Origin of the sequence: Pseudoalteromonas sp. S408 (assembly GCF_005886645.1) — a bacterium.
Taxonomy (GTDB): Bacteria; Pseudomonadota; Gammaproteobacteria; order Enterobacterales; family Alteromonadaceae; genus Pseudoalteromonas.
In genome coordinates this window covers 97,407-111,780 of record NZ_PNDY01000022.1, presented here as the reverse complement: position 1 = coordinate 111,780, position 14,374 = coordinate 97,407, and the positions used below count along the sequence as shown (strand labels likewise).

Genomic DNA, 14,374 nt, shown 5'->3' with positions numbered 1-14,374 from the left:
TTTTTGTGACAGTTTTATAATTATATTAATAGCCAGGTAGCGGTGCCTAAAAAGGCAAAAATACCCACAATATCGGTCACTGTTGTCAGCACTACACTACCTGCAAGTGCGGGGTCTATATTCATTTTTTTAAGTAAAATAGGGATACTCGCCCCAGCCACGCCAGCTACCACTAAATTCATAAACATAGCAAAAGCAAGCACGCCGCCGAGCATAAAGTCCCATTGCCATAGTGCAATGACACCCGCTATTAATAATGACCATAAAATACCATTAAGCGCACCTATGGCCAGTTCTTTCATCATTAAAAAACGTTGGTTAGTTTGATTAATATGACCGACAGCAATACCACGAATAACAAGCGTAAGCGACTGGCTACCAGCAACACCACCCATAGAAGGTACAATGCCATTAAGCACTGCTAATATAGGTAAAATATCGAGTGTGCTTTCAAAAAAACTAGCTACAAAGGCGGCTGCAAGCGCCGTCAATAAGTTAACTCCTAACCATACTGAGCGTTTTTTAGAGCTTTTTAGGACGGGAGCAAAGGTATCTTCTTCATCATCAAGACCTGCCAAGCTCAGTAAGCTATGCTCGGCGTCTTCTCGTATAACGTCGACAATATCATCGATTGTGACACGACCTAGCAGTTGATCATTATCATCAACAACAGGGGCAGAGATCCAATTATGGCGTTCGAATAATTGTGCAACTTCACTTTCATCCATAGATATTGGAATTGACTCACACTCTTCATCCATTAAGTCGCGAACAATTTTTTCAGGTGAATTAGTCAGTAATGTACTCAGCGATAAAGCACCAATAAAGCAGTTATGTTTATCAACTACATACAGATCATCTGTGCCTTCAGGTAACTCTCCACGAAGTCGAATGTAGCGTAGTACTACATCAATGGTAACGTCTGGACGAATAGTTACCGTATCGGTGTTCATGAGCGCGCCAGCAGAACGCTCTTGATAAGACAACGCCTGTGTTGCGCGCTCTCTGTCTTGAATATCCATAGCGCTAACAACGTCTTTATAAACGGTGTCAGGCAAGCTACGTAACACTTCGCCTAAGTCATCGTGCCCCATATCTTCAGTAGCGGCAGCAATATGCTCAGGTTCCATTTGGGCTATGATGCCTAAACGTACGTCTTCTGATAACTCTTCTAGTACGTCACCTTGAACATCAGGGTCAACAAGTTGCCAAAGTAATCGACGAATTTTATGAGGAGACGACTCTAATAATAAAGCAGTATCACATGGGGCGGTTTTTGCGAGCATGCGTCTAACTTGAACAAACTGGCCACTATTAAGTGACTTAGTCACTTGTTTTAGTTGTTGTAGTGGGTAGTCTTGTTCAAAAGCTTCGGGCATTGGCGTCCTTTATTTATATTGTAACTGTTACTTAGTGGGTGGGAGAGTACGAACTATTAGCCAGTTATTTTTGATTATAGTTATTTTATTTAATTGTTAAAAATTAACGTTACTCTTGCTCGTTAAATCGTTGCGAAATAAGCTCTCCAACTGCATTTAAAGCTTGTTTTGCATCAGGTCCTTCACATACCACTTTAACTTCTTTACCTTGGCTACTTTCAAGTAGCATCAGTGCTAATACACTATCACCAGCAGCTTCTTTGTCATCTTGAAATAAAGTGATTGAAGCATCAAATTTAACAGCAAGTTGAGCCAATACTGTCGCGGCTCTGGCATGTAGCCCTAATTTATTTTGTATTAAAAAAGTGTCTTCTATGCGCATACATTACTCTATCAAAGCTGAACAGGTTATTAGTTTATATAAATTATTTTTCTTGTTCTCTGTGGCGTATTTTTACATTAGGGTGTGTAACTGCAAAGCTTTCACCAATTGTTTGCGCTAAATATACAGAGCGATGTTGTCCGCCAGTACAACCAATAGCAATCGTTAAGTAGCTACGGTTATTGCGTTCTAAATGGGGCAACCAGGTTTGCACAAAAGTTTGTATTTGCCATGTGAACTTTTGAACTATGCTGTGGCTAGCTAAATAATCTTTTACTGGCTGGTCTAAGCCATTGAGTGGTTTTAGTTCAGGCTCCCAATGTGGGTTAGGTAAAAAACGTGCATCAAATACGTAGTCTGCTTCTTTAGGAATGCCATGTTTAAAACCAAATGATTCAAATGTGACAATCAGCTGCTTGTCTTTTTTACCTAATATTTTTTCACGAATCGATTCAGCGAGTTGATGAACACTCAAGTCGCTTGTATCTATCATGTAATCGGCACGAGTAGTTAGCACATCAAGCAGTTCTTTTTCTTTTTTTATAGCTAAATCTAGCGGAAGCGAATCGATTGATAGAGGGTGCAAGCGTCTTGTTTCTGAGAAACGTTTAATTAATGTTTGATCTTCACTGTCTAAATAAAATAGTGTTGGTTTTGTAAAACCCGGTAAATATTCAATAATATGATTAAATTCATCTTGTTCTTTTGGCAAGTTTCGCACGTCGATGCTTACAGCGATTTTATCGTAGTTATCAGAAACGCTTCTTACCAAAGAAGGTAATAAATTTACAGGGATGTTATCTACGCAATAATAACCTAGATCTTCAACAACGCGTAAAGCAACCGACTTACCAGAACCAGAACGGCCACTTATGATAATCAACTCCATTAATCACCCTTTAAATTTACTACGATTGGTCAACAATAATTTGATACAGCTCGGCGTCCGATTTAGCACAGCGTAGCTGCTTGCAAAATTCTTTATTTTTTAGTTTATCAGCTATCGTCGCTAGCGTCTTTAAGTGTTGCTGGTTATCGCCATCAGGTACGATGAGTGCAACAAAAATATCAACTGGTCGATTGTCTATAGCATCAAAGTTAATCGGTGTTTCACTTACTAATACTAATGCTAAAGGTTCTTGTGCGCCGCTCATTCGACCATGTGGAATAGCTATGCCTCTTCCTATTCCTGTGCTACCTAGCTTTTCGCGAGTTAATAAAGCGCCCAAAATATCTTGTTGAGACAAATACGGTAATTTATCGTGAGCAAGCTCGCTAATAAACTCTAAAATTCTTTTTTTACTATTAAAAAGGACCGCAGCTTTGCTGCAGTCCTGGCATATAAGTGAACTTAGTTTCATCATATTAGTGTCGAGCAAGCTTCTCTTTGTGTTTAATTACTTGACGGTCAAGCTTATCAATCAATGAATCAATCGCTGCATACATATCTTGATGTTCAGTGGATGCGAATAATTCAGCGCCACTTACATGAATAGTTGCTTCTGCTTTTTGATTTAATTTTTCTATATCAAGAATGACATGAACATTATTAATATGATCAGAGTGCCTTTCTAGCTTCGCAAATTTGGTATTTATATAGTCTCTTAATGAATCAGTTAGTTCTACATGACGACCAGTTAAATTTAGTTGCATAAGCATTACCCTCTTTGTTTAGCGTCTTAGATCAGACTCTTTCGCTGATTTGACGGTGGAATAGCAAGAGATTCGCGGTATTTTGCGATTGTACGTCTTGCTACTTTAATTCCTTGCTCAGCCAATATATCCGCAATTTTGCTATCACTCAATGGTTTTGCTGAGTTTTCTGCTGCGATTAGTTTTTTGATAAGTGCTCGTATCGCTGTGGATGAACATTCTCCACCATTTTCGGTGCTTACATGGCTTGAGAAAAAGTATTTAAGCTCAAATATTCCACGCGGTGTGTGCATGTACTTTTGAGTCGTTACGCGCGAAATTGTCGATTCGTGCATTTCTACCATTTCGGCTACATCATTTAAAACCATAGGTTTCATGGCTTCTGGACCGTGTTCAAAAAAGCCTTGTTGTTGTTTTACGATACAGTTAGTTACTTTTAAAAGCGTGTCGTTTCTGCTTTCTAAACTTTTAATAAACCATTTAGCTTCTTGTAAATGTGAGCGAATAAACTGGCTATCACCGCTCGACTTAACTGTACGCGACATTGCAGCATATTGGCTGTTTACACGAATTTTTGGCATGCTGTCTGGGTTTAGTTCAACAACCCAGCGGCCTTTAATTTTCTTAACTGACACATCTGGTATTACATATTCAGACTCTTCTCGCACTATTGTGTCTGCAGGCTTTGGGTTAAGCGTATGAATAAGTGTCATTACTTCTTTAAGCTCATCTTCTTTGAGCTTCGTTTTTTTCATTAATGTACGGTAGTCGCGAGCAGCTAACAAATCTATGTGCTCGGTTAAAATCATTTTTGTTTCGTCAATAAAAGGGGTGCCTTTATCAAATTGATTTAACTGAATACACAAACATTCTTGTAAGCTTCGTGCTGCAATACCAACAGGGTCAAATAATTGAATACGCTTTAAAACTGCTTCAATTTCATCAAGTTCAACCTCAACGTCATCGTCGTTATCTTGATTAAAGCTCTCTAAAATTTCTTCACAGCTGAGGGTTAATATGCCTGAGTCGTCCACGGCTTCAACTATTGCAATAGCAATCGCTTCATCCGTAGGGCTAAATGGCGTTAGTTGTAATTGCCACATTAAGTATTCGTGAAGCGTTTCAGTCGATGCACCTTGATAAATAGACTCATCTTCAGGCATGGGGCCTGAAGACGATGCTGGGGCGGCACTCATGTACTCATCCCAGCTAACGTCCATTGCCATGTCGTCACTGACGGTATCTTTTGCTAGGGCTTCACCACTGTCTTGTTCATACTCACTGGGGACTTCATCTGCAGATGCACTTACTGTCACTTCATCATTATCTGCTTTTTGCTCATTTTTGCCTGCAAGGTCATCGGCATAGTCTTGCTCCTCAACCTCAAGTAATGGGTTGCTGTCGAGCGCTTCTTGTATTTCTTGCTGAAGATCCAATGTGCTTAATTGCAGCAAGCGAATAGCTTGTTGCAACTGAGGTGTCATTGTAAGTTGCTGGCCCATGCGCAGCTGTAGTGATTGCCTCATGTATCTCTAACAATCCTTTTAAGTTGTTATAATTAATACTAGCAGATGCATACAAATAAGGCGTAAATGTTACAGCCTAAATTGCTCGCCTAAATATACATCGCGTACAGTTTTATCGTTTAATACGTGTTCAGGGGTACCAGAAGCAATCAGTTCCCCATGAGAAACTATGTAGGCTTTTTCGCAAACATCAAGGGTTTCTCTTACATTATGGTCTGTTATTAATACACCAATACCACGCTTTTTAAGGTGTTCAATAATTTTTTTAATATCCAACACTGAAATAGGGTCAACGCCGGCAAACGGTTCGTCTAATAAAATAAACTTTGGATCTGCAGCTAAAGCACGTGCAATCTCTACTCGGCGACGCTCTCCGCCCGATAGTGCCATACCTTTACTGTCGCGAATGTGTTGAATGCTAAATTCATCCAATAGATTATTAAGTGTATCTTCTCTGGCTTGCTTAGTGAGCTCCTTTCGAGTTTCTAAAATAGCCATTAAGTTTTGATATACGGTTAACTTTCTGAATATAGACGACTCTTGCGGCAAGTAGCCAATGCCTAATCTAGCACGACTGTGCATAGGTAAAAGAGTAATATCGTTCTCGTCGATAGATATTTTACCTTTATCGCTAGGGACTAAGCCTACAATCATATAAAACGTGGTGGTTTTACCCGCACCGTTTGGACCAAGTAAACCCACTATGCTACCGGCTTTAACTTCTAAGCCTACATTTTTAACGACTTCTCGGCCTTTGTAGCTTTTGGCTAATAGCTCTGCTTTTAATGTACTCATGGCTGACCTTTATCGCTTTTTTTTGGCTCCACAGGTACTAAAATGGTGTGCACGCGGTCAGTTGAGCTTTCATCTTTTTCGGCGCTAATGAGTTGTTGCTCAATATCGTAGGTAATACTTTTTGCATTCATTTTTTGCCCAGCTTGAGAGACCTGTGCATCTCCAATTAATGTTAAAAAACGTTTAGAAACATCGTATCTAACTTCATTAGCGCTGGCGCTCATTATTGTGCCGTCGGCTTGTTTTTCTTCAAAATAAGCGGGTGTACCTGTGGCAATTAACAGTTGCTTGTTATCACCCAATTCATCGCGTTTATGCACTTCTAGGCGGTCAGCAGTAATTTTTCTGTCGCCGTGAATAATTTCAACGTTTTTTTCGAATATACCTACATTTTCTTTTAGTTGACCTTCTTGCTTATCTGCACTAATCGAAATTTGATTTGCAGCAAGTGGCGCCGTTGGTTCAGCAGCATTTGCACCGAGTGCAAGTATAAATGTTGGAATAATAAAGAGTGTTAATAGTTTATTGGTCATAATAAATAGTTCGCGTATGGTTAATTAGTTTTATCACTTCGGTTTTTAAATCGGCTTCGAGGCCTTTACCGGTGATCTTTAAATTGGGTCCTGTAACAATGACAGGTTGTTCTGATTGCATCGTTAGTAATTTTATATCTACCTGAATATTATCAGCATTTATTTTATCTATCATTGCGTTATCAGTTAAATTACTAGCAACAACGTTACCTTCTAGTATTAATTGTCTGCCTTCGTATAGTGTTGCTTCGTTAGCGTTAATTCGCCACGTTTGTTTATCGTTATAAAGAGTAAAAATGGGTTTATCAAAAAAGGTAAATCCTAATTCTTGATATAACTCCATTCGCGCTGCCGTTACTTTATGGCTAATTTTCCCATTCTCGTCATACGCTGTTTGTTTTAGCTCTATGGCAGTGTAATCGGGCTTTGCAATAATGTCTGCTTCGGTTTGCTGCGGTAAACTTACTTGTGTGAAATAAGGGTACCAAAGCCAAACCATACAGCTGATGAATAAAACGCTTAATATGATGCGCGCTGCATTCATGAACTCGTACCTTTGGTGGTCAAGGGTTTGTTGTTTTCAAGCATTAGCAGGTCGGTAAGCTCTCTCACTGCACCAAATCCACCAAGCATTTGTGTGGTGTAATGCGCTAAACGTTTTATCAGCGGATGTGCGTCGTTTACTGCAACAGCAAACCCTACTAACTCCATTACCGGCATGTCGGGGCCGTCATCGCCAATGTAGGCAATTTGCTCATCACATAAGTTAAGCTTTGTTTTTAGCTCCTCATAAGCGAGGAGTTTGTTTTCTTGACCTTGGTAAATGTGTTGTACTGTTAGGCTTGTCATACGCTGTTGTACTATTTTTGAGTGTCGTCCGGTAATAACCGCAACGTCAAAGCCGCTGTTAATTAGCGCTTTAATGCCAAAGCCATCTTTTGTATTAAACGCTTTGAGCTCTTCACCTTGGTTACCCAGATAAATACGACCATCAGAAAACACACCATCGATATCACAAATAAGCAGCTTTATTTTTTTAGCACGGGCTTTTGCGTCTTCGCTTAGAGGTTGGTAGAGCTCTTCAAATTGCATTTATAGTACTCCTGCTTTTAATAAGTCTTGCATATTTAATGCACCAATAGGGTGATTTTGCTCATCAACAATTATTAAGCCATTTATACGTTTTTGTTCCATAATATTTAACGCTTCAGCGGCCAAAATATCTTGTGTTGCAGTGGTGCAGGACTTAGTCATCACAACATCTATTTGTGTTGTATGTATATCAATTCGTTGTTCTAAAATACGGCGTAAATCACCGTCAGTAAATAGCCCTACAAGTTGCTGCTGAGAATCAACTATGGCCGTCATACCTAACCCTTTGGCTGACATTTCAATTAGCGCATCTTTTATAGTTTGAGTAACATTAATAATAGGTGTGTTTTTACCGCTATGCATGACATCTTTTAAGGTCAGCAGCAAACGTTTACCTAAACTACCGCCGGGGTGAGATAGTGCAAAGTCATCAGCTGTAAAACCGCGGGCTTCTAAAAGTGCAACCGCCATGGCATCACCCATTGCAAGTGTTGCTGTTGTGCTTGCGGTTGGAGCTAAGCCTAACGAACAGGCTTCTTTTTGTACTTTTATGCAAATATGTACGTTTGCAAGCGTGGCCATCGTTGAGCTGGCGTTGCCTGTCATGGCTATCATTTTGGCGCCAAGGCGTTTTAAAACAGGAATTATATTGAGTACTTCGCTTGTTTCACCAGAGTTAGAAATGAGCATAACCACATCATTTTTAGTGATCATCCCCAGATCGCCATGACTGGCCTCACCCGGATGTACAAAAAAAGCAGGACTGCCAGTACTTGCTAATGTTGCTGCTATTTTATTACCAATATGACCTGATTTTCCCATACCTATAACGATAGTTCGGCCTTGGCAATCATATATTAATTGACATGCTTGATGAAAATTTTCATCCACATATTGTGTAATATCACTCAAAGCTTGGCGCTCTATATCTAATACACGTAAGCCTTGTTCAATAAAATTTAGCGTTGCCATTACTTACCCTACTTGACTAAAAATATACCCTTGGTAGCCCAAAAACGCGATTAATAATAAGCCGCCTTCTACTCTATTGATGCGTTGAGCACCCCTAAAGTTCAATGACATGATAATAAGCGCAACAGTGGCACCAATCATTATTAGTATGTCGCGGTTAGCAACCGACGGGTCAATAACTGAAGGGTTAATAATGCCTGCAAAAGGCAATACTGCAAGAATATTAAAAATATTAGAGCCAACAATATTACCCAGCGCTAAATCATCTTCATTTTTAAGTACGCCCGCAATCGAGGCAGCAAGCTCAGGCAGGCTAGTTCCTATTGCAATAATTGTTAAGCCAATCACTAAATCGCTTAAGCCAAAGTATTTAGCAATATCCACCGCTGAATCAATTAAAAAATGTGCGCTAATAGGGAGTAAAACCATACCAATAACCAACCAAAGTATGGCCTTGTTAGTTGGTACGTCGTTTGGTACTTCGTCACATGCTTCTGATACAAATGGGTCTGTTTGATTTTTAGCACGCAGCGAGACAATAATTAGCCCGCCAATAAATACAACAAAACCAATTAATAACGCAACGCCCTCGGTGAACGAAAAGTAGTTATCTGAAAATATATACCAGGTAGCCAGCGATATAATAAGCACTAACGGGATTTCACGTTTTAATGTGCTTGAAGAAACGCTAAGAGGCCTAAATAAAGCGGTAATACCTAACACCAGCAAAATATTTGTGATATTTGAGCCAATTGCGTTACCTACCGCGGTGTCGGTTTTTTCTGCTAATGCGGCAGAGGCCGACACCATCATTTCAGGTGCTGATGAGCCCATGGCTACAACGGTTAAACCAACAATTAAGGTTGGTACACCAAAGTTTTTAGCCAGTGCCGCAGCACCATAAACAAACCTGTCAGCACTCCAAACTAGGGCTGCAAAACCAAGAATCAAAATAACAAACGAGGTAACCATTGTATTAAGCCAGTTGTTCAAAATAGGAATGGCGCGAATAGTAACAAATGCCACGATGAAAGTATAAATAAAAGAGTAAGGTCAACTACGTAGACTAATTCATTTTACTAAAAATTAATTAGTAGGAGCTGGCAGCCTTTAAGTATCAATTTATAGGAAGTAATCACTCTTCAATAGCTCAGCCTTACCTACATACTAAACAGTTTACTTTAAATTTGATTTCGACAGGGTTACAGGTCCTATTTTAAGTGTTGGTTAAGTGAATATAAGTGAGTCTTAATGTGTGTTTTGCACGTACATTACAAAATCTTACGAATTGTTTTTTCCATATTGGATCAAAAAGATTTAAAATAGGGGCACTAGTGAACATTTTTATGGAGAGCGACTTGTCGCAATCAATAGTAGAAGTCAAGGATGTTAGCTTTTCCAGAGGCGATAGGGTCATATATAAAAATATGAGCTTTAGTGTGCCTAAAGGCAAAATCACTGCGATTATGGGACCAAGCGGCATTGGTAAAACTACGATGTTGCGTTTAATTGGTGGTCAATTAAAACCTGACTCGGGTGATATTTTATTTGAAGGTGGCAGTATTCCTTCCATGACGCGCTCAGAATTATACGAAGCGCGTACAAAAATGAGCATGCTATTTCAAAGTGGTGCTTTGTTTACTGACATGTCTGTGTTTGACAATATTGCTTTTCCGATTCGCGAGCACACAAAACTAAGTGAAGACCTTATTCGATTAGTTGTGCTAATGAAGCTGCAGGCTGTGGGTTTGCGTGGTGCTAAAGATTTAATGCCCTCAGCGTTATCTGGCGGTATGGCAAGGCGTGCAGCTCTTGCGCGCGCAATAGCGCTCGATCCAGAGCTTATTATGTATGACGAACCGTTTGCTGGCCAAGATCCTATTTCAATGGGCGTGCTTGTAAAGTTAATTAAATCGCTCAATCAAGTATTGGGTTTGTCGTCTTTAATTGTGACCCATGATGTGACTGAAGTCATGAGTATTGCCGATCACGTTATTATTATTGCCGATCAGGGCGTAATAGGCTCAGGTACACCAGATGAAATGCGCAATCATGAGTCTGAGCTAGTTCAGCAATTTTTAAAAGGTTTGTCGGATGGCCCTGTTCCATTTCATTTTCCCGCGCAAGCCTATGCAGATGAGCTGCTTGGAGAAAAAGCCTAATGTTGGATCTGTTTCAAAAGTTAGGGCATAAAACGCTTGGGCGCTTTGCTGCCCTTGGCCGCTCAGCTTATATGTTGTTTAGTGCACTTGCGCATGTTCCTAATTTTAAAAAAGGCACACCGCTGCTTGTCCGCCAGCTTTATATGGTGGGCTCGCAATCACTACTAATTATCATGGTTTCTGGCTTGTTTATCGGTATGGTACTCGCACTGCAAGGCTACACCGTATTAGTAGGGTATGGCGCTGAAGATAGCTTAGGGCCGCTTGTTGCGCTGAGTTTATTACGCGAGTTAGGCCCCGTAGTTACTGCACTATTATTTGCGGGGCGTGCTGGTAGTGCACTTACCGCAGAAATAGGCTTAATGAAAGCCACCGAGCAACTCTCATCGTTAGAGATGATGGCAATTGATCCACTTAAACGTATTATTGCACCCCGCTTTTGGGCTGGCTTTATTAGCATGCCTTTACTTGCAATTATATTTTCTGCCGTTGCAATTATAGGTGCTCATTTAGTTGGGGTTGATTGGTTAGGTGTAGATACTGGTAGTTTTTGGTCAATTATGCAATCGCAAGTGTCGTTTCAGGCTGATGTGCTAAACGGCATAATTAAAAGTTTTGTATTTGCAATAGTTGTAACTTGGATTGCACTTTACAAAGGCTATGACTGTGTTCCAACATCGGAAGGGATCAGCAAAGCAACCACCGAAACAGTTGTACATTCGTCATTGGCCGTTTTAGGTTTCGACTTTATTTTGACAGCGGTAATGTTTACTAGCTAATTAGGGTATAAATAATGAATTCACGGAAATTAGAAATTTTAGTTGGCTTTTTTGTAGCGCTTGGCATTTTAGCTTTTGCTATGTTAGCGCTTAAAGTAGCGAATGCGGGTATTAGTGGCTCAGGCGAAACCTATTCACTTAATGCAAAATTTGAAAATATTGGCTCATTAAAAGCACGTGCCCCTATAAAAGTGGGTGGTGTGGTAATTGGTCGAGTTGAGTCGATTTATGTTCATCCAAAGGAGTTTTTACCTGTGGTTGATATGACCATTGATGCGCAATACCTATGTCGTTTTTCAGATACAAGCTCTATATCAATACTTACATCGGGTATTTTAGGCGAGCAATACTTAGGTATAAACCCTGTTATTGCTTCTAGTTCAGCGGAACAGCGCTGTTTAGGTGAAACAGTAACTAACAATGAACAAGATACAGCAATTGATGATTTATTTGGCGTAGAAAGTAAAGCGCTAGGCAATGGAGATTCAATTATTGATACTAAGTCTGCCATTGTATTAGAAGAATTAATTGGGCAGTTTCTATTCAATCAAGGTAGTGAGTAATTATTATGTTGAAAAAGTATTTAACTATTATAACACTTAGCGCATTGAGCCTAGTGCAAACGGTGAGTGCTGCAGAAGTAAAATTAGACGATCCAAATAAAATGGTACGAAAAGTATCGGAATACACATTTGACCGTATAAAAAAAGATCAACAATTGATTGTTAAAGATCAAGAGTACCTTCGCGTTATCGTTGAAGAAGAGTTGATGCCCTATATTGATTATAAATACGCAGCACTTCGTGTACTAGGAAGTGAAGTATCTAAAGTACGCGCAATTACTGATGATGCTGAAAAGGCACAAGCAATTAAAGATATTCAGCGCTTTATTGGCGTGTTTAGAGAGTATTTAGTTGCGACCTACGCTGGTGTATTTACCCAATATACTAATCAACAAGTTGAATTTGGTACACCACAACCATTTAAAGGTCAGGATGTAGTTGTAGTAAAAACAAAAATAATTGAAGATGGTAAGCCAGATATCCGCATTGATTTTAAAGTTCGTGAAGATCGCAGTGGGCAGTGGCGTGCATACGACATGATTGCTGAAGGCATAAGCTTGTTAGATGCCAAGCAAAGTGAACTGCAAGGTATTTTACGTCAACAAGGTATCGACAAGGTAAGTGATCTTTTAGAGCAAAAAAGTCAGCTTCCAGTTCAATTTAGAGGTAACAGCTCGAATGACTAAATTGGCCATAAGCCAAATTGACGAGCAACAGTTTCGAGTGAGCGGCGAGCTCTCTCGAAATTCAATTGGCGATGAACAACTTCTGAACAAGCAGCTACAAACTAAGCATAAAACCATCTATTTTGACCTAAGTGGGGTGTCAAGGGTTGACACAGCCGGCTTAGCTTGGTTAATTCACTCTTTTGCAGAATTAAAGCAACAAGGTATTCGCCTTGAATTGCAAAATCCACCTGAGCAATTGCAAAATTTAATGCAATTGGGTCAAGTTACAACCCTATTTGAGTGAGAGTTATGGAAACTAGCCAAGTCGAAACATTATTACGCGAAGAACTTCAATTAGCAGAAGTTCATGTAAAAGCCAATGGAAGCCATTATGAAGTTGTTGCCGTGGGTGAGTGCTTCGACGGTTTAAGCCGAGTTAAAAAGCAACAGCTAGTATATGGCCCATTAATGAATACTATTTCAGACGGTACTATTCACGCAGTTTCTATTCGTGCTTTTACACCGACTGAGTGGAAACGCGAACAAAAATTTATCTTACCGCAATAAATAGGGCCCCCTAATGGATCAATTTGTTATTCAAGGTGGCACTTCACTTGCTGGTGAGGTGACTATCTCAGGTGCTAAAAACGCAGCACTGCCTATTTTATTTGCCTCACTTTTGGCCGATGGTAAAAGTACATTTACTAATGTGCCGCGCTTACGCGATATTGTTACTACCGAAGCTTTACTAAAAACATTAGGTGCAGATGTAAATTGGCAGGGTGATACACTTATAATTGACGGTGCAACCGTTGATAAAACCTTGGCTCCATACGATTTAGTGAAACAGATGCGCGCGTCTGTATTAGCATTAGGGCCTTTAGTTGCTCGCTTTGGTGAAGCGCAAGTTTCATTGCCTGGCGGCTGTGCTATTGGTGCACGTCCTGTTGATATTCATATTCAAGGTATGGAACGTTTAGGTGCGCAAATTAGCGTTGAAAATGGCTACATTAATGCAAAAGTGGATGGTCGTTTAAAAGGCGCTGAAATCTTTATGGAGATGGTCAGTGTAGGCGCAACCGAGAACTTGTTGATGGCAGCAGCATTAGCCGATGGTAAAACAGTACTTGAAAACGCAGCACGCGAGCCTGAAATTACCGACTTAGCTAACTGCTTAATTGCAATGGGCGCTAAGATTACGGGTGCTGGAACAAGTCGTATTGAGATTGAAGGTGTAGAGCGCCTAGCGGGTTGTGAACATAAAATTTTACCGGATCGTATTGAAACAGGGACTTTTTTAGTTGCTGCCGCAATGGCTGGTGGTGAAGTATTGTGTAAAAATACAGACTTCCATTCACTAGAACCTGTTATTGAAAAACTTCGCGCTACAAATGCCTTACTTGAAGTAAAAGACGATTCTATTTATCTAGATATGCGTGGTCGTGAGCTTAAAGCGGTGAATGTTAAAACTGCGCCACACCCAGGGTTCCCAACCGATATGCAAGCTCAGTTTACCGCACTTAATGTAGTGGCTAACGGCAGTGCGACGATTACAGAAACCATTTTTGAGAACCGTTTCATGCATGTGCCTGAGTTACAGCGCATGGGCGCAAACATCCGCTTAGAGGGTAATACAGCGATATGTGGTGAGACTAAAAGTTTGTCGGGTGCTCAAGTTATGGCGACTGATTTACGTGCATCAGCCAGCTTAATCCTTACCGGTATTGTTGCCCAAGGTGAAACCGTTGTTGACCGTATTTATCATGTTGATAGAGGGTATCAGCGTATTGAGGATAAACTCAGCGCGCTCGGCGCGAACATAAAACGTAAAACAAACTAATACGTTTAAGTGCAGGTCGGTGTAAACACC

General features: G+C 40.2%; 19 protein-coding genes. 7 read left to right on the top strand and 12 right to left on the bottom strand.

The window, feature by feature from the left end; all coding sequences use genetic code 11:
• Positions 1-20: 20 nt before the first annotated feature.
• From mgtE to CWB62_RS15730, 12 genes are all read right to left on the bottom strand, one after another.
• Positions 21-1,379, bottom strand: a complete 1,359-nt coding sequence (gene mgtE / locus CWB62_RS15785; protein WP_058403255.1) for a magnesium transporter — start codon at positions 1,377-1,379, stop codon at positions 21-23.
• A gap of 109 nt (positions 1,380-1,488) precedes the next feature.
• The gene (locus tag CWB62_RS15780; RefSeq protein ID WP_058403254.1) at positions 1,489-1,761 is read right to left on the bottom strand and encodes an HPr family phosphocarrier protein; all 273 of its coding nucleotides are present in this window, start codon (positions 1,759-1,761) and stop codon (positions 1,489-1,491) included.
• A 43-nt stretch (positions 1,762-1,804) separates the two neighbouring features.
• Positions 1,805-2,650 carry an RNase adapter RapZ gene (gene rapZ, locus CWB62_RS15775; RefSeq protein ID WP_058403253.1) on the bottom strand — a complete coding sequence of 282 codons (846 nt, stop codon included), beginning with the start codon at positions 2,648-2,650 and terminating at the stop codon, positions 1,805-1,807.
• 19 nt (positions 2,651-2,669) lie between these two features.
• Positions 2,670-3,122, bottom strand: coding sequence for a PTS IIA-like nitrogen regulatory protein PtsN (gene ptsN / locus CWB62_RS15770; RefSeq protein ID WP_058551044.1), 453 nt, complete (start codon positions 3,120-3,122; stop codon positions 2,670-2,672).
• Positions 3,123-3,126: 4 nt separating this feature from the next.
• On the bottom strand, positions 3,127-3,414 hold the full coding sequence (hpf, locus tag CWB62_RS15765; protein WP_006792096.1) for a ribosome hibernation promoting factor: 288 nt from the start codon (positions 3,412-3,414) through the stop codon (positions 3,127-3,129).
• A 26-nt stretch (positions 3,415-3,440) separates the two neighbouring features.
• A complete protein-coding gene (locus CWB62_RS15760) occupies positions 3,441-4,940 on the bottom strand; it encodes an RNA polymerase factor sigma-54 (RefSeq protein ID WP_138529556.1) in 1,500 nt (499 codons plus the stop codon).
• Positions 4,941-5,009: 69 nt separating this feature from the next.
• The gene (gene lptB / locus CWB62_RS15755) at positions 5,010-5,735 is read right to left on the bottom strand and encodes an LPS export ABC transporter ATP-binding protein (protein ID WP_138529558.1); all 726 of its coding nucleotides are present in this window, start codon (positions 5,733-5,735) and stop codon (positions 5,010-5,012) included.
• A complete protein-coding gene (gene lptA, locus CWB62_RS15750) occupies positions 5,732-6,268 on the bottom strand; it encodes a lipopolysaccharide transport periplasmic protein LptA (protein ID WP_058403250.1) in 537 nt (178 codons plus the stop codon). Before lptA ends, lptB begins: the two co-directional genes overlap by 4 nt.
• A complete protein-coding gene (lptC, locus tag CWB62_RS15745; protein ID WP_058403249.1) occupies positions 6,258-6,812 on the bottom strand; it encodes an LPS export ABC transporter periplasmic protein LptC in 555 nt (184 codons plus the stop codon). Before lptC ends, lptA begins: the two co-directional genes overlap by 11 nt.
• A complete protein-coding gene (gene kdsC, locus CWB62_RS15740) occupies positions 6,809-7,360 on the bottom strand; it encodes a 3-deoxy-manno-octulosonate-8-phosphatase KdsC (RefSeq protein ID WP_058403248.1) in 552 nt (183 codons plus the stop codon). Before kdsC ends, lptC begins: the two co-directional genes overlap by 4 nt.
• Positions 7,361-8,332: a KpsF/GutQ family sugar-phosphate isomerase gene (locus CWB62_RS15735; protein ID WP_138529560.1), complete on the bottom strand. Its 972-nt coding sequence runs from the start codon at positions 8,330-8,332 to the stop codon at positions 7,361-7,363.
• 3 nt (positions 8,333-8,335) lie between these two features.
• On the bottom strand, positions 8,336-9,304 hold the full coding sequence (locus tag CWB62_RS15730; protein ID WP_058403246.1) for a calcium/sodium antiporter: 969 nt from the start codon (positions 9,302-9,304) through the stop codon (positions 8,336-8,338).
• 374 nt (positions 9,305-9,678) lie between these two features.
• Between CWB62_RS15730 and CWB62_RS15725 the strand changes: the two genes are divergently transcribed.
• From CWB62_RS15725 to murA, 7 genes are read left to right on the top strand one after another with little or no spacing between them, the layout of a single operon-like run.
• Positions 9,679-10,494: an ATP-binding cassette domain-containing protein gene (locus tag CWB62_RS15725; RefSeq protein WP_138529638.1), complete on the top strand. Its 816-nt coding sequence runs from the start codon at positions 9,679-9,681 to the stop codon at positions 10,492-10,494.
• Positions 10,494-11,273 carry a lipid asymmetry maintenance ABC transporter permease subunit MlaE gene (gene mlaE / locus CWB62_RS15720; RefSeq protein WP_006792105.1) on the top strand — a complete coding sequence of 260 codons (780 nt, stop codon included), beginning with the start codon at positions 10,494-10,496 and terminating at the stop codon, positions 11,271-11,273. Before CWB62_RS15725 ends, mlaE begins: the two co-directional genes overlap by 1 nt.
• Positions 11,274-11,287: 14 nt before the next feature.
• Complete coding sequence (gene mlaD / locus CWB62_RS15715; RefSeq protein WP_006792106.1) at positions 11,288-11,836, top strand: outer membrane lipid asymmetry maintenance protein MlaD; 549 nt, start codon at positions 11,288-11,290, stop codon at positions 11,834-11,836.
• 5 nt (positions 11,837-11,841) lie between these two features.
• Positions 11,842-12,522 (top strand): MlaC/ttg2D family ABC transporter substrate-binding protein, encoded by a 681-nt coding sequence (locus CWB62_RS15710; RefSeq protein ID WP_138529562.1) that lies wholly within the window; start codon positions 11,842-11,844, stop codon positions 12,520-12,522.
• Complete coding sequence (locus tag CWB62_RS15705; protein ID WP_058403244.1) at positions 12,515-12,808, top strand: STAS domain-containing protein; 294 nt, start codon at positions 12,515-12,517, stop codon at positions 12,806-12,808. The genes CWB62_RS15710 and CWB62_RS15705 overlap by 8 nt, the downstream gene beginning before the upstream one ends.
• 5 nt (positions 12,809-12,813) lie before the next feature.
• Entirely contained in the window at positions 12,814-13,071 is a 258-nt protein-coding gene (locus tag CWB62_RS15700) for a BolA family protein (protein WP_006792109.1), read from the top strand.
• 13 nt (positions 13,072-13,084) lie between these two features.
• On the top strand, positions 13,085-14,344 hold the full coding sequence (murA, locus tag CWB62_RS15695; protein ID WP_058403243.1) for a UDP-N-acetylglucosamine 1-carboxyvinyltransferase: 1,260 nt from the start codon (positions 13,085-13,087) through the stop codon (positions 14,342-14,344).
• The last annotated feature ends 30 nt before the right edge of the window (positions 14,345-14,374 follow it).

Bases quoted from the DNA above. Each gene is read 5' to 3' on its own strand.
- lptA (WP_058403250.1), bottom strand. From the start codon at position 6,268: ATGACCAATAAACTATTAACACTCTTTATTATTCCAACATTTATACTT.
- CWB62_RS15780 (WP_058403254.1), bottom strand. From the start codon at position 1,761: ATGCGCATAGAAGACACTTTTTTAATACAAAATAAATTAGGGCTACAT.
- ptsN (WP_058551044.1), bottom strand. From the start codon at position 3,122: ATGAAACTAAGTTCACTTATATGCCAGGACTGCAGCAAAGCTGCGGTC.
- lptC (WP_058403249.1), bottom strand. From the start codon at position 6,812: ATGAATGCAGCGCGCATCATATTAAGCGTTTTATTCATCAGCTGTATG.
- CWB62_RS15705 (WP_058403244.1), top strand. From the start codon at position 12,515: ATGACTAAATTGGCCATAAGCCAAATTGACGAGCAACAGTTTCGAGTG.
- kdsC (WP_058403248.1), bottom strand. From the start codon at position 7,360: ATGCAATTTGAAGAGCTCTACCAACCTCTAAGCGAAGACGCAAAAGCC.
- hpf (WP_006792096.1), bottom strand. From the start codon at position 3,414: ATGCAACTAAATTTAACTGGTCGTCATGTAGAACTAACTGATTCATTA.
- CWB62_RS15760 (WP_138529556.1), bottom strand. From the start codon at position 4,940: ATGAGGCAATCACTACAGCTGCGCATGGGCCAGCAACTTACAATGACA.
- rapZ (WP_058403253.1), bottom strand. From the start codon at position 2,650: ATGGAGTTGATTATCATAAGTGGCCGTTCTGGTTCTGGTAAGTCGGTT.
- mlaE (WP_006792105.1), top strand. From the start codon at position 10,494: ATGTTGGATCTGTTTCAAAAGTTAGGGCATAAAACGCTTGGGCGCTTT.
- CWB62_RS15710 (WP_138529562.1), top strand. From the start codon at position 11,842: ATGTTGAAAAAGTATTTAACTATTATAACACTTAGCGCATTGAGCCTA.
- CWB62_RS15700 (WP_006792109.1), top strand. From the start codon at position 12,814: ATGGAAACTAGCCAAGTCGAAACATTATTACGCGAAGAACTTCAATTA.
- CWB62_RS15735 (WP_138529560.1), bottom strand. From the start codon at position 8,332: ATGGCAACGCTAAATTTTATTGAACAAGGCTTACGTGTATTAGATATA.
- mlaD (WP_006792106.1), top strand. From the start codon at position 11,288: ATGAATTCACGGAAATTAGAAATTTTAGTTGGCTTTTTTGTAGCGCTT.
- murA (WP_058403243.1), top strand. From the start codon at position 13,085: ATGGATCAATTTGTTATTCAAGGTGGCACTTCACTTGCTGGTGAGGTG.
- CWB62_RS15725 (WP_138529638.1), top strand. From the start codon at position 9,679: ATGGAGAGCGACTTGTCGCAATCAATAGTAGAAGTCAAGGATGTTAGC.
- CWB62_RS15730 (WP_058403246.1), bottom strand. From the start codon at position 9,304: ATGGTTACCTCGTTTGTTATTTTGATTCTTGGTTTTGCAGCCCTAGTT.
- mgtE (WP_058403255.1), bottom strand. From the start codon at position 1,379: ATGCCCGAAGCTTTTGAACAAGACTACCCACTACAACAACTAAAACAA.
- lptB (WP_138529558.1), bottom strand. From the start codon at position 5,735: ATGAGTACATTAAAAGCAGAGCTATTAGCCAAAAGCTACAAAGGCCGA.